This is a genomic window from Sphingomonas sp. IC-11 (assembly GCF_021043365.1).
Classification (GTDB): Bacteria; Pseudomonadota; Alphaproteobacteria; order Sphingomonadales; family Sphingomonadaceae; genus Sphingomonas.
The window spans coordinates 39,673-63,095 of record NZ_JAJNDU010000003.1; the positions used below are offsets into that span (position 1 = coordinate 39,673).

20 protein-coding genes are annotated in these 23,423 nt (G+C 66.7%); 15 read left to right on the top strand and 5 right to left on the bottom strand.

The genetic code is table 11. The annotated features are described in order from the left end of the window. Nucleotides 1-7 precede the first annotated feature (7 nt). From LQ954_RS10910 to LQ954_RS10925, 4 genes are read left to right on the top strand one after another with little or no spacing between them, the layout of a single operon-like run. Entirely contained in the window at nucleotides 8-787 is a 780-nt protein-coding gene (locus tag LQ954_RS10910) for a VOC family protein (protein WP_231023087.1), read from the top strand. A 23-nt stretch (nucleotides 788-810) separates the two neighbouring features. Then, complete coding sequence (locus tag LQ954_RS10915; RefSeq protein ID WP_330999972.1) at nucleotides 811-1,311, top strand: VOC family protein; 501 nt, start codon at nucleotides 811-813, stop codon at nucleotides 1,309-1,311. Further along, nucleotides 1,304-1,918, top strand: coding sequence for a dihydrofolate reductase family protein (locus LQ954_RS10920; RefSeq protein WP_231023093.1), 615 nt, complete (start codon nucleotides 1,304-1,306; stop codon nucleotides 1,916-1,918). Before LQ954_RS10915 ends, LQ954_RS10920 begins: the two co-directional genes overlap by 8 nt. Before the next feature lie 10 nt (nucleotides 1,919-1,928). Beyond that, the gene (locus tag LQ954_RS10925; RefSeq protein ID WP_231023095.1) at nucleotides 1,929-2,372 is read left to right on the top strand and encodes an SRPBCC family protein; all 444 of its coding nucleotides are present in this window, start codon (nucleotides 1,929-1,931) and stop codon (nucleotides 2,370-2,372) included. Between the two features lie 84 nt (nucleotides 2,373-2,456). Here the strand turns inward: LQ954_RS10925 and LQ954_RS10930 are convergent, their stop codons facing one another. Both LQ954_RS10930 and LQ954_RS10935 read right to left on the bottom strand, forming a co-directional pair. After that, nucleotides 2,457-2,756, bottom strand: coding sequence for a hypothetical protein (locus LQ954_RS10930; protein ID WP_227772961.1), 300 nt, complete (start codon nucleotides 2,754-2,756; stop codon nucleotides 2,457-2,459). After that, nucleotides 2,756-5,611 (bottom strand): M16 family metallopeptidase, encoded by a 2,856-nt coding sequence (locus LQ954_RS10935; protein ID WP_231023096.1) that lies wholly within the window; start codon nucleotides 5,609-5,611, stop codon nucleotides 2,756-2,758. The genes LQ954_RS10930 and LQ954_RS10935 overlap by 1 nt, the downstream gene beginning before the upstream one ends. A 114-nt stretch (nucleotides 5,612-5,725) precedes the next feature. Here LQ954_RS10935 and LQ954_RS10940 point away from each other — a divergent pair, with 114 nt between their 5' ends. The 5 genes from LQ954_RS10940 to LQ954_RS10960 all read left to right on the top strand — a co-directional run bounded on the left by LQ954_RS10940 (nucleotide 5,726) and on the right by LQ954_RS10960 (nucleotide 11,616). Next, entirely contained in the window at nucleotides 5,726-6,202 is a 477-nt protein-coding gene (locus tag LQ954_RS10940; RefSeq protein WP_231023098.1) for a MarR family winged helix-turn-helix transcriptional regulator, read from the top strand. A 5-nt stretch (nucleotides 6,203-6,207) separates the two neighbouring features. Then, nucleotides 6,208-7,629, top strand: coding sequence for an efflux transporter outer membrane subunit (locus LQ954_RS10945; RefSeq protein ID WP_231023100.1), 1,422 nt, complete (start codon nucleotides 6,208-6,210; stop codon nucleotides 7,627-7,629). Then, entirely contained in the window at nucleotides 7,626-8,780 is a 1,155-nt protein-coding gene (locus tag LQ954_RS10950) for an HlyD family secretion protein (RefSeq protein ID WP_231023104.1), read from the top strand. Before LQ954_RS10945 ends, LQ954_RS10950 begins: the two co-directional genes overlap by 4 nt. 65 nt (nucleotides 8,781-8,845) lie before the next feature. After that, nucleotides 8,846-10,423, top strand: a complete 1,578-nt coding sequence (locus tag LQ954_RS10955) for a DHA2 family efflux MFS transporter permease subunit (protein ID WP_231023105.1) — start codon at nucleotides 8,846-8,848, stop codon at nucleotides 10,421-10,423. A 62-nt stretch (nucleotides 10,424-10,485) separates the two neighbouring features. Beyond that, nucleotides 10,486-11,616: an acyl-CoA dehydrogenase family protein gene (locus tag LQ954_RS10960; protein ID WP_231023106.1), complete on the top strand. Its 1,131-nt coding sequence runs from the start codon at nucleotides 10,486-10,488 to the stop codon at nucleotides 11,614-11,616. A 39-nt stretch (nucleotides 11,617-11,655) separates the two neighbouring features. Here LQ954_RS10960 and hslU read toward each other — a convergent pair whose 3' ends face one another. Then, complete coding sequence (gene hslU, locus LQ954_RS10965) at nucleotides 11,656-12,951, bottom strand: ATP-dependent protease ATPase subunit HslU (protein ID WP_088333870.1); 1,296 nt, start codon at nucleotides 12,949-12,951, stop codon at nucleotides 11,656-11,658. Nucleotides 12,952-13,003: 52 nt separating this feature from the next. Continuing rightward, the gene (gene mutS, locus LQ954_RS10970) at nucleotides 13,004-15,598 is read right to left on the bottom strand and encodes a DNA mismatch repair protein MutS (RefSeq protein ID WP_231023391.1); all 2,595 of its coding nucleotides are present in this window, start codon (nucleotides 15,596-15,598) and stop codon (nucleotides 13,004-13,006) included. A gap of 203 nt (nucleotides 15,599-15,801) precedes the next feature. On the opposite strand from mutS, the gene LQ954_RS10975 reads away from it, so the two are divergent. The 6 genes from LQ954_RS10975 to LQ954_RS11000 all read left to right on the top strand — a co-directional run bounded on the left by LQ954_RS10975 (nucleotide 15,802) and on the right by LQ954_RS11000 (nucleotide 22,130). Beyond that, the gene (locus tag LQ954_RS10975) at nucleotides 15,802-16,296 is read left to right on the top strand and encodes a methylated-DNA--[protein]-cysteine S-methyltransferase (protein WP_231023108.1); all 495 of its coding nucleotides are present in this window, start codon (nucleotides 15,802-15,804) and stop codon (nucleotides 16,294-16,296) included. 73 nt (nucleotides 16,297-16,369) lie between these two features. After that, the gene (locus LQ954_RS10980; protein WP_227772911.1) at nucleotides 16,370-18,634 is read left to right on the top strand and encodes an NADP-dependent malic enzyme; all 2,265 of its coding nucleotides are present in this window, start codon (nucleotides 16,370-16,372) and stop codon (nucleotides 18,632-18,634) included. A 175-nt stretch (nucleotides 18,635-18,809) separates the two neighbouring features. After that, nucleotides 18,810-19,145, top strand: a complete 336-nt coding sequence (locus LQ954_RS10985; RefSeq protein WP_227772910.1) for a hypothetical protein — start codon at nucleotides 18,810-18,812, stop codon at nucleotides 19,143-19,145. 86 nt (nucleotides 19,146-19,231) lie between these two features. After that, nucleotides 19,232-19,654, top strand: a complete 423-nt coding sequence (locus LQ954_RS10990) for a glycine zipper 2TM domain-containing protein (RefSeq protein WP_227772909.1) — start codon at nucleotides 19,232-19,234, stop codon at nucleotides 19,652-19,654. A 182-nt stretch (nucleotides 19,655-19,836) separates the two neighbouring features. Continuing rightward, the gene (locus tag LQ954_RS10995) at nucleotides 19,837-21,297 is read left to right on the top strand and encodes a flavin-containing monooxygenase (RefSeq protein ID WP_231023110.1); all 1,461 of its coding nucleotides are present in this window, start codon (nucleotides 19,837-19,839) and stop codon (nucleotides 21,295-21,297) included. A gap of 140 nt (nucleotides 21,298-21,437) precedes the next feature. After that, on the top strand, nucleotides 21,438-22,130 hold the full coding sequence (locus LQ954_RS11000) for a hypothetical protein (protein ID WP_231023112.1): 693 nt from the start codon (nucleotides 21,438-21,440) through the stop codon (nucleotides 22,128-22,130). On the opposite strand, the gene murA is transcribed toward LQ954_RS11000, so the two are convergent. Beyond that, a complete protein-coding gene (murA, locus tag LQ954_RS11005; protein WP_227772906.1) occupies nucleotides 22,117-23,400 on the bottom strand; it encodes a UDP-N-acetylglucosamine 1-carboxyvinyltransferase in 1,284 nt (427 codons plus the stop codon). The two genes, LQ954_RS11000 and murA, sit on opposite strands and share 14 nt — an antisense overlap. Nucleotides 23,401-23,423: the final 23 nt, after the last annotated feature.

Here is a 23,423-nt window from a genome sequence, read left to right on the forward strand (position 1 = left end):
AGCGACGATGCGCAACACGCACGGTACGCCGATCTGGTACGAGTTGCTGTCTACCGATCCCGATGCCTCCAAGGCGTTTTACGATGCCGTGATCGGCTGGACAGTCGCGCCCGCGCCGCACAGCGGCATGGATTATCGGATGATCGAAACCGCGTCCGGCGACAATGTTGGCGGGCTGATGCGCCTTTCGCCCGACATGGTGGAGGGCGGCGCCAAGCCTGCGTGGCTGTTCTATATCGGCGTGGACGATGTCGACGCCACCGTCGCCAACATCACCTCGGAGGGTGGCAGCGTCCACCTCCCCGCCGTCGACATGCCGGGCGTCGGGCGCATGGCGATGGTGGCCGATCCCCAGGGCAATCCCTTCTACGTGATGCGCGGCGCCAGTGATCAGCCAAGCCATTCGTGGGAGCGGACCGGCATGGGCAAATGCAACTGGCACGAGCTTTCGACCACCGATCAAGCGGCCGGCAATGCTTTCTATGCCGCCGTGTTCGGCTGGACCTACCCGGACAGGATGACGATGCCCGGCGATATGGGCGACTACGTCTTTGTCGCCGTAAATGGGGAGGTCATGGGCGCAACGGCACGGCTGCACGGGCAACCGCCTGGCTGGCTGTTCTACTTCCGCGCACCGGATATCGACGCGGCCGCAGCCCGGGTGAAAGCTGGCGGTGGCACGGTCCTCGCCGGACCGATGGACGTGCCCGGCGGCGACCGGGTGCTCGTCGCCCGTGATCCACACGGAGCAGCCTTCGGCGTCGCCGCGCCGGGAGCGCCCGCCTGATACCAACGTGTGGGAGAGACATGATGACCGATGACAAGCTCGTCACCTGCGTCTGGTTCGATCGAGAACAGGCACGCGAGGCCGCCACCTTTTACGCCGGCTTGTTCCCCGACAGCCACGTCGGCACCGTGCAGCAATCCCCCGCCGACAATCCGTCAATGGCCGCTGGCGGCGAGTTGATGGTTGAGTTCACCGTGCTCGGCCGCCCCTTCCTTGGCCTCAACGGCGGCCCGAACTTCACCCCTAACGAAGCGGTCAGCTTCATCGTGCTGACTGATAATCAGGAGGAAACCGATCGCTACTGGAACGCGATCGTCGCAAACGGCGGCGCGGAAAGCGCGTGTGGCTGGTGCAAGGATCGCTGGGGCTTCTCCTGGCAAATCACGCCGCGCGCGCTGATGGAGGCAATGGCCGATCCGGACCGGGCGGCCGCCAAGCGCGCAATGGAAGCGATGATGACCATGCAGAAAATCGACATCGCCACCATCGAACGCGCCCGTGCCGGGGAGAGGGCCGATGCGTAGGATCATTGGCGGTCTGTTCATGACCGTCGACGGCGTGATGCAGGCACCAGGCGCGCCCGACGAGGACCGCAGCGGCGGCTTCGCTTACGGGGGATGGGCTGCGGGTTATTCGGACGAGCAGACCGGTGTCTTCATTGCCGAGCAAATCCAGGGCGCAGAATATGATCTGCTGCTCGGCCGCCGCACATACGACATTTTCGCCGATTACTGGCCTCGCCACCTCGCAAGTCCCATCGGCGAGCGGTTCGACCGCATCACCAAATATGTCGTCACCTCCGATCCCGACACATTGGGCTGGCGCGGATCGCAGCCGCTGGTCGGCAACCCCGCCGAAACGGTCGCAGCTTTGCGCAGCGGCGATGGCCCGGACCTGCTGATCCAGGGAAGTAGCCAGCTTTACCCGCCACTGTTCAGCGCAGGGCTTGTCGACCGCATTTTCCTGACGGTCATGCCCGTCATCCTTGGCGCGGGCAAACGCGTGCTGACCGGCGATGCCGCGGCTGCGACTGGCATGCGATTGGTTGATCACCGGGTCAGCGAAACCGGCGTGGTGATGAGCGTCTATGAGCGCGATGGGCCGGTACGCACTGGCGACTTCACGACATGAAGGCACTGCAATGCACGAACTGAAGATAGAACGGCTGATCGACGCTCCGGTCGCCACCGTGTGGAAGGCGTGGACCGAGCATTACGGCACCTGGTTCGTGCCGCGCCCCTGGGCCGTTGAGGTGATCGAACAGGATCTGCGCCCCGGCGGCCGCAGCGCCATGATCATGCGCGGACCCGATGGCGAGGAGCAGCCCTCCGAGGGCGTGTATCTGGAAGTCGTGCCCGAGCGACTGATCGTCAGCACTGACGCCTTTCTGCCGGGCTGGGTACCGTCGGGACCGTTCATGATCCGTATTGACGAGTTCGCTGACGCGGATGGCAAGACGCGCTACACCGCCATTGCGCGTCACTGGACGCAAGAGGCGCGCGATCAGCACGCAGCAATGGGCTTCGAAGCCGGGTGGAACGCAGCCACCGATCAATTGGAAGAGGTGGTTGCCCGGATCAGGTGATCCGGCGCGGGCCGCTCATCACGGCAACGGCACGCGGTTTGAGGCCTCGCCCCGGCAGCCCGCCGGGGCGAGGCGCACGCAATATCAGGCGGTGCGTGTGCCGGTCAGCGGGAAGCTGCCAAACGCGCCGGCGCCGACGGTGCCCGTCACGGTGTCGCCATCGATGGTGACGTTCATGTCCAGCGTCATTGGCATCGGCACGGTCATCTGCTGCTTCCAGGTCAGCGTGTTGCCGTTTACTTCGCCCGACACGTCCGCCGATCCCATGGCGCCCGAATTGGTGCCGGTGAAGCTATTGCCGTCGCTCTTTACGGTCAGCGTCGACTTCTGGTCGCCCAGCGGGGACTTAACCGTGACGTCGTAGGTACCGTCAACTCCAGCCATCATTCGCTCTCCTCGGGTGCGCCCGTCACGGACGCGGCAGGCATCACCTCAACCGGCAGTCCCAGCGTGTCAAGCTGAGGCCGGACCGCCTTGGCGTCGCCGATCACCACCCAGATGAAGCGGTTCGGATCGATGACGCTACGGATAGCGCCATTCAGTTGGTCCTTCGTCATCGCGCGATAGCGCTGGGTGATGGTGGCGTAATAATCATCCGGCCGGCGGTAGAGGTCGTTGGCCTGCATGGCGCCAAGCACAGCGCCCGACGTCTCAAAGTCACCGGCCAGCGAACGAGTCGCGCCAGTGATCGTGCGCTGGAATTCCGTATCGGTCATCGGGCGGCTGCTCACGAATGCGCCGATCTCCGTCTTCATGGCGGCGATGGAAGCACCCGTCTTGTCGGCCTGAACAGGCGCGCGAAGCTGATAGGGGGCCGCCTCCGCATGGCGGGCGAACCCGCCATAAGCCCCATAGGACCAGTGCTTGGTTTCGCGCAGGTCCATGTTGATGCGGCCTAGGAAGTCACCGCCCAGCGCGTCATTTGCGGTGATCACCGGCAGCAGATCGTCCGTGCCACGCAGACCGGTGCGAAGCACACCGGAAATGCGGGACTGCGGCGAGTTCGGGCGATCCACGAGCACGATCCGCGGCACCGGCATGCTCCGGTCTTCGCGGAACACCTTGGTGCCCGGCGCCCCCGATCCCTTCCATCCGGCGAGGGCCTGGTCCAGCCCCGCCTTCACTTCGGCCAGCGGACGATCGGAAACCACGAACACCTTCGCCTTCTCCGGTCGCAGCCATGCGCGATGAAAGGCAACGAGATCCGCACGCGTCAACGCCGCGACCGCCTTAGCATCCCCGCTGCCCTGGTTCTTCGCATAAGGGTGCGCCGGGCCATAAAGGATCGGCGGCACGATCCGCTGCTCGATCCCCTCGGGATCGGTCTGCTCCTGCGCGATCTGGGTCAGCATCTGCGCGCGCACCCGCGGCAACTCGCCCTCCGGGAAGGAAGGCGCGCGCAGCAGATCGACCCAGATGTCCAGCGCAGGGCCGAGATTAGCGCTGGGTGCGCGGAAGCTGACGGTCGTGCGATCAGCAGACGAGCCAGTGAAGATGTCGAGGCCAAGCCGCTCCTTCGCTTCGGCGAGCTGGATCGAGTTAAGCCGCGCCGTGCCCTCATCGATCATGGCGAGAGTCATGCTCTGCGTGCCGAGCTTGTCGGCTACGTCGGCTGCCGCACCGGCATCAAAACTGGCCACCATCTGTGTGATCGGCACCGTGGCGCGCTGTGCATAGACAAGCTCGACGCCATTCGTGAGCCGTGCGCGCTCCACCTTCGGAAAGGCGAGCGCCCCAACCTCGCCGACGGCCGGCATCGGCTCGCGCGTGCCTTTGGCCGGCGTCTCGGGCGCCTTGGTCTGCTCGGCCGGCGGCGGCACCTTCGCTTCCTCGTACGCGTCGCGCTCACCCGGCACGACCGTCAGGCTGTAGTTCGGGCGCGACAGCCATTGCTGCGCGGCCGCCTTCACGCTTGCCGGCGTTTGCGCCGCGAGCCCGGCAAGCTGCTTTTTGTAGAAGCCGGGATCGTTCGAATAAAGCGCGCCTTCGGCCAGCGCGACCGCCTTGCCGCCGAAGCCGCCGACGGCCTCCAGACCGCCGATTCGACGCGAAATGGTGGTGGTCAGCGTCCGCTGTACTTCGTCCGCTGTGGGCCCGTTGCGGATGAACTCGGCAACTAATTCATCCAGGCGGCGCGAAACGATGGCAGGGTCCACGTCCGGGCGCACCAGGGCCTGAATGGTGAAGGTGCCGACCTGCGCGAAGTCCGAATAGCTCGCGCTCACCTGAACGGCGGTCTTGTCACCCTTCACAAGCGCATTGTCGAAGCGCGAACTGGCGAGCCCACCTAAGACGGATGCCGCCACCTCCAGCGCCGGCGCGACGGGATCATTGAGGCCCGGGACCGGCCAGCTCTTCACCACCAGCGGAGCGGCCACCCGGTCCTTCATCACCTCGCTTCGCGCTTGTGCCAGCACCGGCACTGTCGCCTGCGGCGCAACGCTCTTCGGGCCCGGCTTGATCGCGCCGAAATACTTCTCGGTCAGCCGCCGCGCCGTGGGCACGTCAATGTCACCGGCCAGCACCAGCACGGCGTTGTTCGGCCCGTAATGGTCGCGGAACCATTCCTTCACGTCCTGAAGGCTGGCGCGATCGAGGTCCGCCATCGAGCCGATCGTGCTGTGCCCATAAGGGTGGCCATCGGGGAACACCCCCTCGATCAGCTTGTAGCTGACCAGCCCGTACGGTTGGTTGTCGCCTTCCCGCTTCTCGTTCTGAACCACGCCGCGCTGTTCATCCAGCACCGCCTGGGAAATGGCGCCGGTGAGCCAGCCCATGCGGTCGCTTTCGAGATACAGCGCCTGTTCCAGCGCCGCGGTGGGCACGGTTTCGAAGTAATTGGTGCGGTCGAAATAGGTGGTGCCGTTCAGGTCCGTGGCGCCCACCTGTTTCAGCGGTTCGAAAAAGTCGCCCGGCGCATTCTCGCTGCCGTTGAACATCAGATGCTCGAACAGATGAGCGAAGCCGGTTTTGCCCTCCGGTTCATGCTTGGAGCCGACGTCATACCAGACGGACACTGCCACCACCGGCGCCTTGCGATCCGTGTGGACGACGACACGCAGGCCGTTCTTCAGCGTGAACTGCTCGAAAGGAATGTCGATCGCCTTGACCAGGTCGGAAACCGGCGCAGGCTTGGCAACGGGAGCGGCAGTGGATGCGGAGGGGGCAGATTGGGCCAGGGCGGACGGGACAAGAGCAACGGCCGCGACGCTTGCAGCCAGTGAGATCGACAGACGCAAATCGGGGACTCCTCAAGGACATGGCAGCCTAGTCGCCGGTCGCAGCGCTGGGAAGCCGGCAACATTTCGTCACAATGCATTGACTGCCTCGGCAACCATTGCCTAAGCAACGATATGACGTTCACCGACTCGACCTTCTATCCGGATACGTCACCCGGCTATCTTGTTCGGCTGATCCACCAGATGAACGTCGCAGCGATTGATCGCACCCTTGCGGATGATGACCTGACTGCCACGCAATGGACCACCCTGGTGTCGCTGCATTTCGGCCATGCCGACACGTGCATCGGCCTCGCCCGCAAGCTCGGCCACGACAAGGGCGCGATGACCCGGCTGATTGACCAGATGGAGGCCAAGGGCTGGCTCTCGCGACAGCGCGATGACGAGGATCGCCGCGTGATCCGCCTCACGCTGACGGAAGCCGGCACGCAAAAGGCGGTCGCCGCGAAGCGCAAGGTGATCGCCTGCTGGAACGGCATGCTCGCGGGCTGGAGCGATGCCGAGGTCGCCGACCTGATCGCCACCCTGCAACGGCTGCGCCGCACGATGGAGGAAAAGATGGCGGAGGAGAGCGACCCGTGCGCTGCATAGAGCTGATGCCTCGTCATTTCCTGGCACGCGGCGTCGGCACCACCGCGCTCGTCGCGCTGCTCGCCGCCTGCACCCCGCCGGACACCGCGCCGCAGTTGAGCCAGCGCGCGCCGGCCGACCTTGGCCTCACCGGCGCGCCGATGCCGTCGATCGATCCTAGCTGGTGGACGGCGTTCGGTGATCCGCAACTCGATCGCATCGTGGCCGACGCGCTGGCCGGCAGCCCCGATCTCGACGCCGCGCTCGCCCGCGTCCGCCAGGCACAGGCCGTGCTTGGTCGCCGCGAGGCCGAAACCGGGCCGGATATCTCCGCAGACGCCAATGCACAGGCCGCGCGTCTCTCCGGCCGCTACACCATTCCCCCGCCCTTTGGCGGCAGCGTGCGCTTCCTCGGCACCGCGCAGGCGAACCTGTCGTGGAACCTCGACCTGTTCGGCCGCCAGCGCGCCGCGATCGAAGGCGCCCGTGCCTCGCTCGCCGCCGCCAGCTACGATGTCGACGCCGCGCGGCTGATGCTCGCCGGCTCGATCGTCTCCACCTATGCCGAGGTCGCCCGCGCCGAGCGCGTCGCCGGCATCGCCCGCCAGACCATCGCGACGCGCGAGCGCGCCGTGCGCCTCGTCAACACGCGCGTGCAGAACCGCCTCGCCAGCGAGCTCGACGTGCAGGCGGCGACCACCCTGCTCGCCCAGGCCCGCGTCGCGCTGACCCGGGCGGAAGCCGCGCGCGTCATCGCGGTCGACGCGCTTGCCGCGCTCGTCGGCCGCGGATCGGATTATGCCGCGGGCATCGGCGTGACGCGGCTGGCCCCGCCGACCAGCCTTGCCCTCCCCACCAGCATCCCGGCGGATCTCCTTGCCCGCCGCGCGGACATCGCCGCCGCCGCTGCGCGGGTCGATGCTGCCGCCGCTGGCCGCCAGGTGGCGCGCCGCGCTTTTTACCCGAACGTGAACCTCATTGCGCTCGCCGGGCTCCAGGCGGTCGGCATCGGCAACCTCTTCAATGCCGATGCGGGAACGGCGGGTGCCGGCGGCGCCTTCCATCTTCCGATCTTCGATTCCGGCCGGCTGAAGGCGGATCTCGCCGGCGCCACCGCGCAGGTCGATCTCGCCATCGCCGATTACAACCGCACCGTGGTTGGCGCCGTGCGCGAGGCCGCCGACGCGCTCGCCGCGATCCGCGCCAACGCCGCCGAGGCGAACGCCCAGGCCGAAGTCGTCCGCGGCTTCACCGAGACCAACCGGCTGAACGCCGTGCGGATCAACGCCGGGCTCGAATCGCGCCTGACCGGCATCGACACCGACATTCGCCTTCTCGACGCGCAGCTTGCCTCCGCCACCCTCGCCGTCGACGCGCTCGCCGCCCGTGCCCGGCTTGCGCAGGCGTTGGGCGGCGGCTTCGATCCCTCCCGGAACCCTGCATCATGAGCGATACCGCCGTTCCTGCCCCCCCGCCCGCCGGCCGCCCGGCGCTTCGCCGCCGGCTGCTGCTGGGGCTGGCGATCGTCGTCATCGCGGCGCTCGCCATCTGGGCGGTGTTCCACTTCCTGCTCGCCCCGCCGGCGGAGGAAACCGATGACGCCTATGTCGCCGGCGACGTGGTGGCGATCACCGCCCGTGATCCGGGCACGATCATCGCCATCCATGCCGACAACACGCAGGCGGTGAAGGCCGGCCAGCCGCTGATCGATCTCGATCCGCTGACCGCCGACGTGAACCTCGCTGCCGCGGAGGCCGAGCTTGCCCGCGCGGTGCGCGGCACCCGCGCCGATTTCTCCCGCGTCAGCGAAGCGAACGCCGCCGTCGTCCAGGCCGAGGCGCAGCTCGCCGCCGCGCAGGGCGATTACGCCCGCCGCCGCGGCGCCGCCGACGAAGGCGCGGTCTCAGGCGAGGAACTGAGCCACGCGGCCGATCAGGTGAAGGTCGCGCGCGCCGCGCTGAACCTAGCGCGCAGCCGCCGCACCCAGGCGCAGAGCACCGTCGCCGGCACGGCGGTCGGCACCAACCCCGCCGTCCTTTCCGCCATCGCCAATTATCGCCGCGCTGCCATCGTGCGCAGCCACATGCACATCGTCGCGCCGATCGACGGCGTCGTGGCGCAGCGCAATGCGCAGGTCGGCCAGCAGATCGCCGCCGGCACGCCGCTGATGGCGGTCGTCCCGCTGCAGCGTCTGTGGGTGGATGCGAACTTCCGTGAAACGCAGCTGAAGGACATTCGCATCGGCCAGCCTGCAACGGTGGTGGCGGACGCTTATGGTGACGATGTGGTCTATCACGGCCGCGTCGTCGGTCTGGCGGCGGGCAGCGGCAATGCCTTTGCGCTTCTTCCGCCGCAGAACGCCAGCGGCAACTGGATCAAGATCGTGCAGCGCGTGCCGGTGCGGATCATGCTGGATCCCAAGGATCTGAAGGCGAACCCGCTGCGCGTCGGCCTGTCGGTATTCGCCACGGTGGACACCGCGAACACCAGCGGCCCGCGCCTCGCCGCGCCCGCCGCCCAGCCCTATCGGGGCAATGTCGCCGAGGCCGATCCCGCCGTCGAGGCAAAGATCGCCCAGATCATCGCGGCGAACCGCTGATCCGATGGCGCGCGCGCACCCTGCCGCCCCTTCACTGATCGCCGCCCCGGTGACGGCGCGCGTGCATGGCTAGCGCGGCCGCGCCCGCCGGCACCCGCCCGGGCAGCCCGCCTGCGCAGCCGGTGCCGCTCTCCGGTGCGCGGCTCGGGCTCGTCGCCTTTGCGCTGGCGCTCGGCACGTTCATGATGGTGCTCGATACCACCATCGCCAACGTCTCCCTGCCCACCATCGCCGGCAACCTCGGCGTCAGTGCCGACAATTCGACCTGGATCGTCACGGCGTTCGCGGTCGCCAACGGCATTTCCGTGCCGTTGACCGGCTGGCTGATGCGCCGCTTCGGCGTGGTGCGCACCTTCTGCACCTCGCTCGCGCTGTTCACGGTAGCCTCCTTCCTGTGCGGCATCGCGTGGAGCCTGCCGTCGCTCATCATCTTCCGCGTGCTGCAGGGTGCCGTTTCGGGCCCGATGATGCCGGGCAGCCAGGCGCTGCTGATCTCGGTCTTCCCGCCGGAAAAGCGCGCCACCGCGCTCGGCATCTGGTCGATGACCACGCTGGTCGCGCCGATCATGGGGCCGATCCTGGGCGGCTACATCTCCGATAATTACCATTGGAGCTGGATCTTCCTGATCAACGTGCCCTTCGGCATCTTCACCATCGCGATCTGCTGGTCGAACCTGAAGAACCGCGAGACGCCGACCGCCAAGGTACCGATCGACACGATCGGCCTGGTGCTTCTGGTGTTGTGGGTCGGCTGCCTTCAGGTGATGCTTGATCTCGGCAAGAACGCCGACTGGTTCAACGATCCGATGATCGTTGTGCTGACGGTGGTCGCCGGCGTCGGCTTCGTCGCGTGGCTGATCTGGGAGCTGACCGACGCGAACCCGATCGTCGACCTGTCACTGTTCACCAACCGCAATTTCGCGATCGGCAATCTTGCCTTCTGCCTTGGCTATGCGGTGTTCTTCGCCAACATCCTGCTGCTGCCGCTCTGGCTGCAGACCCAGCTTGGTTATACCGCCACCTGGGCCGGACTGGTCGCCGCGCCCAGCGGCATCGTCGCGGTGCTGCTCACGCCGCTTAGCGCCCGCCTGTCAGGCAAGATCGACGCGCGGATCCTCGCCAGCATCGCCTTTGTCGCCTTTGCGATCAGCTATTGGATGCGCTCGGGCTATACGACCTATGCCGGCTTCTGGGATTTCGTCCTGCCGCTGCTGGTGCAGGGTGTTGCCATGTCGACCTTCTTCCTGGCGATGCTGACCATCTCGCTCGATCGCATCCCGCCGGAACGGATTCCCTCGGCGACGGGGCTCTCCAACTTCACCCGCATCGTTGCCGGCGCCTTCGCCGCCTCGATGATCACCACCGCTTGGGATCGGCGCGAGGCGCTGCACCAGGGCCGCCTGTCGGAAGCGATCGGCAATGGCGTGCCCTATCAGATGGCGAGCGAGGGGCTGATGAACCTCGGCATGAACGCGACGCAGGCGGCCGCTGTGATCACGCGGCAGATGGTCGGCCAGGCGTACCTCCTTGCCTCCACCGATCTCTTCCGCCTCTCCGCGTGGCTCAGTGCCGGCCTGCTGATCATCGTCTGGTTCTGCCGGCGCCCGTCGGCCAACGGCGCAGGACCAGTCGCCGCCGACTGAGCCTTGCGTCCTCCCCCGCACCAATTCATAGCGCGTTCCAAGAATAAAAACGGGAGAGGGCCATGGATCTTTCGCTCAGCGACGAGCAGGCGATGCTCCGCGACACGCTGACGCGCTATCTGGCGCAGCATTTCGCCTTCGATCCGCACCGCCCGCGTGACGGCAAGGCGCTATGGCGCGCGCTCGGCCAGGATCTCGGCGTGCTCGGCGCGACGCTCCCGGCGGAGGCCGGCGGCCTTGGCGGCGGGGCGGTGGAAGCGATGGTCGTCGCCGACGCGCTGGGCGAGGCGCTTGCTCCCATCCCCTATATCGACGGCGTGGTGATTGCCGGCAGCCTGCTTCAGGCAGCGGGCGGTGAGCGCGCCGCTGCCCTCCTGCCGCAGATCGCCGATGGCAGCACGCGCGCCGTGCTCGCCGCCGGGGAAGCCGACAGCCGCCAGGCGCTCGAAGCCGTGACAACGAAGGCGGAAAAGAGCGGCAACGGCTGGGTGCTGACCGGCGAAAAGATCGTCGTCGCGGGCGCGCCGGATGCCGACTGGCTGCTCGTCACCGCGCGCACGTCGGGCGCCCCGCGCGACGTGCGCGGCGTGTCACTGTTCCTCGTGCCGGCGGATGCGGCCGGCGTGTCGCGCCACGATTATCGCCTGATCGACGGGCTTCCCGCGGCCGACATCACGCTCGCCGGCGTGTCGCTGCCGGCCGATGCGCTGCTGGGCGAGGAGGGCGCCGCCCTCCCGCTGCTGGAACGCGCGCGGGACGCCGGCATTGCCGCGCTCTGCGCCGAGGCAGCCGGCCTTGCCCGCAAGATGCTTGGTGACACGGTCGCCTACACCAAGGAGCGCAAGCAGTTCGGCCAGCCGCTCGCCAGCTTCCAGGCGCTGCAGCACCGCATGGTCGACATGTTCATCGCTGCCGAACAGGCGACCTCGGCTGCCTATCTCGCCGCGCTGAACGTGGATGCGGCGGCTAATGTGCGCGCCCGCGCGATCGCCGCTGCCAAGGCTACCGTCGCCGATGCGATCCGCTTCATCGGCCAGAATGCCGTCCAGCTGCACGGCGCCATGGGGATGACCGACGAGCTTGCCGTCGGCCATTATTTCCGCCGCGCTACGGCAATCGAGCAGCAGTTCGGCGCCGCCGACCACCATCTGAAGCGCTACGCCGCGCTGATGCGCGCCGAGCTGGTGATCTGAGAAGGCCCCCTCCGCACGGCGCGGAAGGGACCTCTCGCGTTACAGCACGAAGCGGCTGAGGTCGGTGTTGCGCGCGACGCCGGCGAGGTGCTGCTCGACATAAGCCGCATCCACCGTCACCGAGCTGCCCGCGCGATCCTCGGCGTCGAAGCTCACTTCCTCAAGCAGCTTCTCCATCACGGTCTGCAGCCGGCGGGCGCCGATATTCTCGATCTCGCCATTCACTTCGGCCGCGATCCGCGCGACGGCGCGAATGCCGTCCTCGGTGAAGTCGACGGTGACGCCTTCGGTACCGATCAGCGCCTTGTACTGCGCCGGCAATGACGCCTTCGTGTCGGACAGGATGGCGACGAAATCATCCTCGGTCAGGCCCTTCAGCTCGACGCGGATCGGCAGGCGCCCCTGAAGCTCAGGCAACAGGTCGCTCGGCTTCGCCACATGAAACGCGCCCGACGCGATGAATAGGATATGGTCCGTCTTCATCGGGCCGTACTTCGTCGAGACGGTCGTGCCCTCGATCAGCGGCAGCAGGTCACGCTGCACGCCTTCGCGGCTCACCGAACCGCCGCGCACGTCGCTCACCGCGATCTTGTCGATCTCGTCGAGGAAGACGATCCCGTTCGCCTCCGCATCGGCCAGCGCGACGCGGCTCACCTCGTCCTGGTCGAGCCGCTTGTCGGCCTCTTCCTCGACCAGCTTTTCCCATGCCGCCGGCACCAGCAGCTTGCGCCGCTTGGTCTGCCCGCCGCCCAGCTTGCCGAACATTTCGCCAAGGTTGATCATGCCCATCTGGCCGCCACCGGGCATTTCGAACGGCATCTGCGGCGCGACCTGAAGCTCAAGCTCGATCTCGGTCTGGTCGAGGTGCCCGTCGCGGAAGCGCTGGCGGAAGCTCTCGCGCGTTGCCTGGCTTGAGTCCTTGCCGACCAGCGCATCGAGCAGCCGGTCCATCGCCGCTTCCTCGGCCTTGTCCTTCACCGCGTTGCGGCGCCGTTCCTTTTCCAGCCGCACCGCTTCCTCGACCAGGTCGCGCGCGATCTGCTCCACGTCGCGGCCGACATAGCCGACTTCGGTGAACTTGGTCGCTTCCACCTTCACGAACGGCGCGTCGGCCAGCTTCGCCAGGCGGCGGCTGATCTCGGTCTTGCCGCAGCCGGTCGGGCCGATCATCAGGATGTTCTTGGGCGTCACCTCGTCGCGCAGCTCGGGCGCCAGCTTCTGCCGTCGCCAGCGATTGCGCAGCGCCACCGCCACGGCACGCTTCGCGTCCTTCTGTCCGATGATATGTGCGTCGAGGGCGGCGACGATCGCCTTGGGGGTAAGTGTGTCCTTCATCGCGCCCGCATATCGGGGCCGATCGGCGGGGGATCAAGCGCGGCGCGTGCCTTCACCCCTCCCGCACGATCCCTTTCAGGCGATACAGCTGGTCCAGCGCCTCGCGCGGTGACAGCGCATCGACATCCAGCGCCTCCACCGCCGCGCGCAACGGGTCGACCCGCTCCTCCGGCACGGCCGCCGCAGCCGCGGCGAACAGCGGCAGGTCGTCCAGCCCCGCCGCCAGCCCGCCGGTCTTGGCGCGCCCCGCCTCCAGCTTCGCCAGCACCGCCTTCGCCCGCGCCACCGTTGCCGGCGGCATGCCGGCGAGCCGCGCGACGGCAAGACCATAGCTGCGATCCGCCGGCCCATCAGCCAGTTCGTGCAGCAGAACCAGTTCGCCCTTCCACTCGCGCGCCCGCACATGGTGCAGCGACAGCGCGTCGCATCGCTCCGCCAGCCGCGTCAGCTCGTGATAGTGCGTTGCGAACAGGCAGCGGCAGCGATTGTCCTCGTGAATCGCCTCCACCACCGCCCAGGCGATGGCGAGCCCGTCATAGGTCGACGTGCCGCGCCCCACCTCGTCGAGGATGACGAAGCTCTGCGGCGTCGCCTGCGCCAGGATCGCCGCGGTCTCGACCATCTCGACCATGAAGGTCGATCGTCCGCGCGCCAGATTGTCCGACGCCCCGACGCGGCTGAACAGCCGGTCGACCAGCCCCAGCGTCGCACTGGTGGCCGGCACATAGCTTCCCGCCTGCGCCAGCACCGCGATCAGCGCATTCTGCCGCAGGAACGTCGACTTGCCGCCCATGTTCGGGCCGGTGACGAGCCACAGCCGCGAGCTTTCGGACAGCGTGCAATCATTGGCGACGAACCGCTCGCCCGCCTTGGCAACCGCCGCCTCCACCACCGGATGCCGACCGCCGATGATCTCGAAGCATGGATGCTCCACAAGGCTCGGCCGCGCCCAGCCGCCCTCCGCGGCGCGCTCCGCCAGCCCGGCCGCGACGTCCAGCCGCGCCAGCGCATCCGCCGTCGCCGCGATCGGCTCGGCGCGGGCGAGCGCCGCAGCGATCAGGTCCTCGAGATGCGACGCCTCCGCCGCCACCGCATGCGCGCCCGCCTGCGTCACCCGGCTCGCCACCTCGTGCAGCTCGGGCGCGTTGAAGCGCACCGCGCCTGCCATCGTCTGGCGATGCGTGAAGCCGCTGTCGGGCTTCATCAGCGCCTCGGCATTCTTCGCCGGCACCTCGACATGATAGCCAAGCACGTTGTTGTGCCGGATCTTCAGGCCGTTGATCCCGGTCTCGGTGCGATAGCGCGCCTCCAGCGCCGCAATCGCCTTGCGCCCGCCTGATCCTGCATCGCGCAGATCGTCGAGCGCGGCGTCATAGCCCTCCGCGATGAAGCCGCCGTTCGCCGCGTCGATCGGCGGCATCGGCACCAGCGCGCGCTTGAGGAGGTCGATCAGCTCACCATGCCCGCGCAACCGCGGTGTCAGCTGCGCCAGCAGGTCGCCGCCCGCGCCATCGACCAGTTGCGCCTCGATCGACTGCAGCGTCTCCGCCAGCAGCCATGCGCCGTCGAGCCCATCGCGCAGCTGCCCTAGGTCGCGCGGGCTGCCTCGCCCGGCCACCAGCCGCCCGATCGCGCGGCCGATATCGGGCAGCGCGCGCAACCGCTCGCGCAGCCGGGCGCGCAGGTCGCCGTCGTCGTGGAACAGCGTCACCAGCGCCAGCCGCGCCTCGATCGCAGTCCTGTCCATCAACGGCGCGCCGATATCCGCCGCCAGCAGTCGCGCCCCCGCCCCCGTTACCGTACGGTCCACCGCATCGAGCAAACTGCCCTTGCGCGTGCCGCCGGCGGTGCAGGTCAGCTCCAGGCTCTCGCGCGTCGCCGCATCGATCGCCATCGTCTCGGCGCTGCGGCGGATCACCGGCGCGCGTAGGAACGGCAGCGTCCCCTTCCCATTATGGTCGAGGTACGCGATCAGCCCGCCCGCCGCGGCGAGCATCGCGCGATCGAACTGGCCGAAGCCGTCGAGTGTCGCCACGCCGTGCAGGCGCTTCAGCCGCTCCTCGCCGCGCGCACTGTCGAACTCGCCGCGCGGACGCCACACCGTCGCCGGCGCATCGCTCCCCTCGGCCGCCACCACTTCCGCCGCCGCCAGCCGCGCAAGCTCCGCGCCCAATGCCTGCGGCGAACAGGCGATCACCTCGAACCGGCCGGTCGATACGTCCGCCGCCGCGATCCCGACGCCGCCCGCCGCCTCGCCCACCGCGACGCACCAGTTCGCGGCGCGCGCATCCAGCAGCGCTTCCTCGGTCAACGTCCCCGCGGTGACGAAGCGGATGATCGCGCGGTTCACCAGCGCCTTCGATCCGCGTGCCTTGCGCGCCTCTTCCGGACTCTCTGTCTGCTCCGCGATGGCCACGCGGCGCCCGGCCTTGATCAGCCGCTGGAGATACGCCGTCGCCGCATGCACCGGCACGCCGCACATTGGAATCTTCTCGCCCGCATGTTCGCCGCGCGCCGTCAGCGCGATATCAAGCACCCCGCTCGCGATCCGCGCATCCTCGAAGAACAATTCGAAGAAGTCGCCCATGCGATAGAACAGCAGGCAATCGCCCGCTTCTTCCTTCAGCGCCAGATATTGCGCCATCATCGGCGTCGGAGCGGTGGGTTCGGCCATGGTTTCCGGGTGTCGAAACGGATGAGGTGCGGATGCGGATGGGCGGACGCAGCGCCGCCCGGCGATCACCCCCGTCTAGCCAGACATGCCGCCGCTGACGAGGGGCGCTTTGGCCGCAAGCATCGGGACGCGCGATCCTCCGGTCGCTATTAAGGGCAAGCCGAAGGAGCCGCGCCATGACCTTTGCGACCGCCACCATCCCCTCGCCGACCGGCGATCTGACGCTGATCGCCAGCGACACCGGTCTCGCCGCGATCCTGTGGGATGACGATGCGGCGATGCGGGCGCGCTATGCTCCGCGGCGCGCGGATCCGAGCCACCCCGTGATCGCCGCCACCGTTCGCCAGCTGGACGAATATTTCGCGGGCAGGCGCACCACCTTCGATCTGCCGCTCGATCCGGTCGGCACGCAGTTCCAGCGCGACGTGTGGCGCGCGCTCCTCACCATTCCTTATGGCGAGACGCGCAGCTATGCCGACATTGCTCGCGCGATCGGCCGCCCCACCGCCACTCGGGCGGTCGGCGCGGCGAACGGGCGTAACCCAATTCCCATCGTCACGCCGTGTCACCGCGTGATCGGCAGCAACGGCACGCTCACCGGGTTCGGCGGCGGGCTGCCGAACAAACAATTGCTGCTCGCGCTCGAACGCGGGGAAGCCGCGCTGCTTTGATCCCATTCCTGCGGTTTTCATCCTTCCGCCTTCGCCCTAAGGGTTCGGCTCGAAACCTTCGGCCGGGGGCGCAATGACCGACAAGACCAGCAACACCATCCAGTTCTCGGAGCGCGAGGCGCTGCTGTTCCATTCCGAGGGACGCCCCGGCAAGATCGAGATCATCGCGTCCAAGCCGATGGCGACGCAGCGCGACCTGTCGCTCGCTTATTCGCCGGGCGTCGCCGTGCCGGTGCAGGCGATCGCCGACGATCCTGCCACCGCCTATGACTATACGGCCAAGGGCAATCTGGTCGCCGTCATTTCCAACGGCACCGCAATCCTGGGCATGGGCAATCTCGGCGCGCTCGCGTCGAAGCCGGTGATGGAAGGCAAGGCGGTGCTGTTCAAGCGCTTCGCCGACGTGGATTCGATCGACCTTGAGGTGAAGACGGAGGACGTCGACGCTTTCATCAACTGCGTGGAGCTGCTCGAGCCGTCGTTCGGCGGCATCAACCTTGAGGATATCAAGGCGCCCGAATGCTTCATTATCGAGCAGACGCTGCGCGAGCGGATGAACATTCCGGTCTTCCATGATGACCAGCACGGTACCGCGATCATCACCGCCGCCGGCCTCATCAACGCCTGCCTGCTGACCAAGCGCTCGCTGCGCGACGTGAAGATCGTCGTGAACGGCGCGGGCGCCGCCGCGATCGCCTGCACCGAGCTGATGAAGGCGATGGGCGTGCAGCACGATAATGTCATCATGTGCGACCGCACCGGCGTCATCTACCAGGGCCGCGAGGACGTGAACCAGTGGCAGTCGGCGCACGCTGCGGTTACCGATCGCCGCACGCTGACCGAGGCGCTGCACGGCGCCGATGTGTTCCTGGGTCTCTCCGCCGCCGGCGCGCTGAAGCCGGAGATGGTGAAGGACATGGCGCCGGCGCCGATCATCTTCGCCATGGCCAATCCGGAGCCCGAGATCCGCCCGGAGGTCGCCAAGGCGGCTCGCCCTGACGCGATCATCGCCACCGGCCGATCGGATTATCCCAACCAGGTCAACAACGTCCTCGGCTTCCCCTTCATCTTCCGTGGCGCGCTCGACGTGCGTGCCTCGGCAATCAACGATGCCATGAAGATCGCCGCCGCGCAGGCGATCGCTGAACTGGCACGCGAGCGTGTGCCGGAGGAAGTCGCCGCGGCTTATGGCGTGCAGCACGTCTTCGGCCCGGATTACATCATCCCCGCGCCGTTCGACCCGCGCCTTATGGAGATCGTCCCCGCCGCCGTTGCCAAGGCGGCGATGGATTCGGGCGTCGCGACCCGCCCGATCCTCGACATGGAGGGATATCGCCAGAGCCTGCGCGCGCGGCTCAACCCGACCACCTCGGTCCTCAGCCTCGCCTATGAAGGCGCGCGCGCACATCCCAAGCGCGTCCTGTTCGCCGAGGGCGAGGAAGAAGTCGTACTGCGCGCCGCCATCGCCTTCAAGGAAGGCGGCTATGGCACGCCGGTGCTGGTCGGCCGCGACGATGTGCCCGATCGTCTGCGCGCCCTCGGAATCCAGAATCCCGAAGAATATGAACTGCACAACAGCCGCATCTCGCCGCTGGTGCCGCAGATGGTGGACTTCCTCTACAAGCGGCTCCAGCGTCGCGGATACCTGCGCCGCGATTGCGAGCGGATGATCAACCAGGATCGCAACGTGTTCGGCGCGGTCCTGCTGCAACTCGGTCACGCCGACGCGATGATCACCGGCATCACGCGCACCTGGGCGCAGTCGATGCGCGAGATCCGCCGCGTCATCGATCCGGAGGCGGGTCGCACCCCGTTCGGCATCCACGTCATGGTTGGCCAGAGCCACACCGTCTTCATCGCCGATACGACGATGAACGAGCGGCCCGATGCCGAGCAGATGGCCGACATCGCCGAACAGACCGCCGCCGTTGCCCGGCGCATGGGCCACGAACCGCGGGTCGCTTTCCTCAGCTATTCAACCTTCGGCAATCCGAAGGGTACGTTCCTGGAGCGTATCCGCGAGGCGGTAACCGTGCTCGACAAGCGCAATGTTGGCTTCGAATATGAGGGCGAAATGACGCCCGACGTCGCGCTCAATCCCAAGCAGATGGCGAATTATCCATTCGCCCGCCTGTCCGGCCCGGCCAACGTGCTGATCATGCCGGGCCTGCAATCGGCGCATATCTCTGCCAAGTTGCTCCGCGAGCTGGGCGGCGACAGCGTGATTGGCCCGATGTTGATCGGCATGGAAAAGCCGGTGCAGATCGCGCCCATGACGTCGACCGCCGGAGACCTGATGACGCTGGCCGTGCTCGCCGCGGGCGGTATCGCACGCTGATCGAGCGCCTTGCACCCGCGGTGTTCGCCATCGCGGATGTACGGCAACCTGAACGATGCTGAACGCCTTGCGACGTGCCGTTACACTTTGGCGGTGAACATGGCACAGCTTCGCGACAAGCCGGCCCTACTTCTGTTTTCGTCGTCAGCAAGCGACGGAAAAGAGGAGTAAGATCATGAAGAGCGCGTTCCGGCATCTCGCCCTTGTCCTGGCCGGCATGGGTGTCGCGACCGCCGCCGTTCCTGCCTCCGCCCAGGCGTGGCAGTCGATCAACCAGCGTCAGCGGACCATTGACGCCCGCATCGATCAGGGCGTGCGCACCGGCGCACTGACCCGCGCGGAAGCGGGCAGGCTGCGGATCGAGTTTCGCGATCTCGTGAAACTGGAAAACCGCTATCGCCGCAGCGGCAACGGTCTTTCGATGGCAGAGCGCCGCGACCTCAACGCCCGCTATGATCGGCTGAGCACCCGGGTTCGCATCCAGAAGCACGATCGCCAGTATCGCCGCTGATCCAGCGCCCGCATCGCTTCGCTCCGTCGCAACCTTTCGCCGTGCCCAGCCATTGGGTTTGTCTACAAGGTACGAAGGAGGAAGCGATGCGGAAAGTTGCGTTGGCCGCAATCGGTGCGGCAACCATGGTGAGCGGCTGCATGGGAACCGGCTATGGCTCGGGCTATGGTGGCGGAGGCTTCGGCGGCGGAAGCTATTCCGCCTATGACTATAACCGGCCCGACCCGGCGTACGGCGGCTATGAAGCGGACCGTTATTATCGCGAGGGGCGGCAGTATCGCGAGCGCCGGCTCAGTGAGAACGACCGTGTCTATGCTGGTCGCGACGGCCGCTATTACTGCCGCCGCGACGATGGCACGACCGGCCTGATCGTCGGCGGCATCGCTGGCGGCGTGCTCGGTACGGCACTGCGTCCGGGTGGCTCCGGCCTGCTGGGCGCGCTGATCGGCGGTGCCGGTGGCGCCGCGCTCGGACAGTCGATCGACAAGAACAACGTGCGCTGCCGCTAAGCTCAATCGGCTACACGCGCTCGTCGCGGCACTTTCTGCCGCGACGAGGACGCGCCTCATGGTGCAGGCCATACATCCTCGGCCCAACTAACTAACGCGAGCGACTTAAAACCTCTTCCCTCCCCGCGCTCAACGGGGCATCGTCATTGGCGAGCGGCCCGAGACCGCAAGTGGAGAGAAGGATGAGCAAGCGAATCGCGGTGGTCGGTGCGGGGATGGGCGGGCTGTGCGCCGCCATCAAGTCACGCGAAGCCGGCCATGACGTCACCGTTTTCGAACATGCCGATTCCGTCGGCGGCACGTGGCGCGCAAACCGCTATCCTGGTGTCGCCTGTGACGTGCCGGCAATCCTGTACCAGTTCAGCTTCGCGCCCAACCCGAACTGGAGCCATCACTACGCGCGCGGCGCGGAAATCCACGACTATACCAAGAGCCTTGTTGATCAGTTCGGCCTTGCCGACGTGCTGCGCCTGAATGAGGGCGTCACCCAGGCGAAGTGGGATTCTGGCTCCGGCACCTGGACGATCACGACCGAAAAGGGCGCAACCGAGACGTTCGACGCCATCGTTCCGGCGCTTGGCCAGCTGAGCCGGCCATGCCTGCCGGAGATTGCCGGCGCGCATGATTTCGCCGGGCCGAAATGGCACGCCGCTGAATGGGACGACAGCGTCGACCTCACCGGAAAGCGTGTCGGCGTGATCGGCTCGGCAGCCAGCGCGGTCCAGCTCATCCCGGAAGTGGCCAAGGCAGCCGGCCACCTGACGGTGTTTCAGCGCACGCCCAACTGGGTGATCCCGCGCAACGACCATCATGTCACGCCGGAAACCAAGGCGCTGATGGCTACCAACCTCGAAATGGCGATGAAGCTCGGCGCGTCGCAGCGCGCGATGATATTCGACAACGCCGACAGCTTCTTCTGGCAGGCGTTTAAGTGGACGCCGGAGGGCCGCGCTGCCTTTACCCGCACCGCGCTTGACCATCTCGAGGAGCAGGTGCCCGATCCAGAGCTACGGGCGAAGCTGACGCCGGACTATCCGATCGGCTGCAAGCGTATCCTCATCACCGATGATTTCTATCCCGCGCTGATGCGCGATAACGTGACCCTGGAAACGGCGGGGATCGAGCGCATTGAGGCAAACGGCGTCCGTACCCGGGACGGCTTCCACGAACTCGACGTGCTGATCTTCGCGACCGGCTTCGAGACCACTCAGTGGGACTGGTCGATGAACGTCATCGGCGAGGAAGGCCGCACGCTCAAGGAAACGTGGAAGGAAGGGCCGGAGGCCTATCTCGGCATCATGGTCTCGGGCTTCCCGAACATGTTCATGCTGTACGGCCCGAATACCAACCTGGGGCACAATTCGATCAGCTTCATGATCGAACAGCAAGTCGGTTATATGCTGCAGACGCTGTCCGCGCTTGAAGCGGAAAAGGCGAAGGCCGCCAATGTCACCCCCGATGGGCAGCGGCGCTTCAATGATCGGATCACGCAATTGCTGTCCAACACTGTCTGGGCCGATCCACATTGCCGCAGCTGGTACAAGGCAGCCAATGGCCGCGTGTATCAGAACTGGGCCAGCGACTGTGCCACCTACGCTGAATATACGGCATCGGTGGATCGGGAAGCCGTGGCGCTGCAGTAACGCGACGTCCTCCCTTTACGGGCAATGACGTATTTCATCATGTGACACTTTTGTGTCAGCTTTCTCCCAATGATGTCGGGGAACATCATTGGGGGAGAACTTCATTGTCTACGGCGAGAAATGCACTTGCTTTGCGCTTGTTGCTACTGCTGGTCGGCATCGACCTGGCGCTGCTGGCGCTGTTTCTGAGATGGGCCTATGTTCACCATCACGGCATCGAAAACAGCGTCTTCTTTGGCGCTTGGCGGTTTTCTACCGTTGACGGCTCCTTTATCGAAATCTGGGGGTATTTGAAACAGGCCGCCCTCTGCGTCGCGGCCGCCACGGTCTATGCGCAGACGCGCGAGCGCTTCTATGCTGCTTTTGCTCTGTTGTTTGCATGCGTGCTGGCGGACGACATGCTTCGTCTGCACGAATGGCTCGGAGGCAAGCTGTCGCATCCCGATCTCCTCGGCGAATTGGGCATCATCCCGGCCGCAGCGCTGATCAGCGGATTACCCTTGCTGATTGCTCTTTTCACTCTGGTCAGAATGCCGACTGAAGAACGCAAGCCGGCAATCGCGCTGATGCTCGGCTTTGGATTGCTCGCCTTCTTCGCCGTGCCCGTTGATCTGCTCCACGAGCTTGTGCTCGGTCAGGAGGCTTCGGGACAAACGCTGGTAACATTGGTTGAGGACGGCGGCGAACTGGTCAGCATGACCGCAATCTTCGCCCTGTGGTTCTTGGCGGCCGACACGCCGATGCTGCGGCGAGTCGACCTATTCTCCCGGTTTTCGCAGCCGGATCGACCTGCCGCAGGGTCGCTGGCTAAGACGCCGTTCACCCGTCGCTGACGCGCTCGATATCCGCACCAACGGCCGAAAGCTTCTCCTCCAGTCGTTCGTACCCGCGGTCGAGGTGATAGACACGCGACACCGCCGTTTCGCCATCCGCCGCCAAACCGGCCAGGATCAGGCTCATCGACGCGCGCAGGTCGGTCGCCATCACGGGCGCACCCACCAGCCGCTCCACGCCGCGCACCACGGCCGTGCGGCCGCTGACGGTGATGTCCGCCCCCATGCGTGCGAGCTCGGGCACGTGCATGTAGCGGTTCTCGAAGATCGTCTCGGTCAGCACGCTGGCGCCGTCCGCCTTGCACAGCATGGCCATGAACTGTGCCTGCATGTCGGTGGCAAACCCCGGGAATGGCGCCGTGGTCAGCGTCAGCGGCTGCAGCGGCCCCTGCGCCGTCACGCATACCGCGTTTTTCTTCAGCTCCACCAGGACGCCCGCATCGGCGAGAGCCGAGAGGGTGGCGCCCATGCTTTCCGCGTCGATCCCTGTCAGCTCCAGGCTGCCGCCGGTGATTGCCGCGGCGCAGGCATAGCTGCCCGCCTCGATCCGGTCTGGCATCACGGCATAAGTGGCGCCATGCAGGCGAGCGACGCCTTCGATCTCCAGCGTTTCGGTGCCAATGCCATCGATCTGTGCGCCCATCGCCACAAGGCAGCGGCACAGGTCGACGATCTCGGGCTCACGCGCCGCATTCTCGATCCGCGACGATCCCTTGGCGGTAACCGCCGCCATCACGACATTTTCGGTGGCGCCCACCGATACGACCGGGAAGCGATAGCGTCCGCCGGCTAGCCGCCCGCCCGGCGCCCGCGCGGTGACATAGCCAGCGCTCATCTCCAGCTCCGCCCCGATCGCCTCCAGCGCCTTCAGGTGCAGATCGATCGGGCGATTGCCGATCGCGCACCCGCCAGGGAGCGACACCCGCGCTTCGCCGGCACGCGCCAGGATCGGCCCGAGCACCAGGATGGAGGCGCGCATCTTTCGCACGATGTCATAGGGGGCTTCGGTGGAGGTGAGCTGACCCGTGCGGATCGTCATCACCCGGCCGAATTCCTCCGGCCGAGTGCCTTCGATCGCCGTCGACGCGCCAAGCTGGTTCAGCAAATGGCCAAAGCCATCCACGTCCGCCAGCCGCGGCAGGTTGCGCAGCGTCAGCGGCTCGTCGGTCAGCAACGCGCAAGGCATCAGGGTCAGCGCAGCGTTCTTGGCGCCGGAGATCGGCAGCTTACCCGACAGCCGGTTGCCACCACGAATAAGGATACGGTCCATTCTCGCGCATCTATCGAACCGCC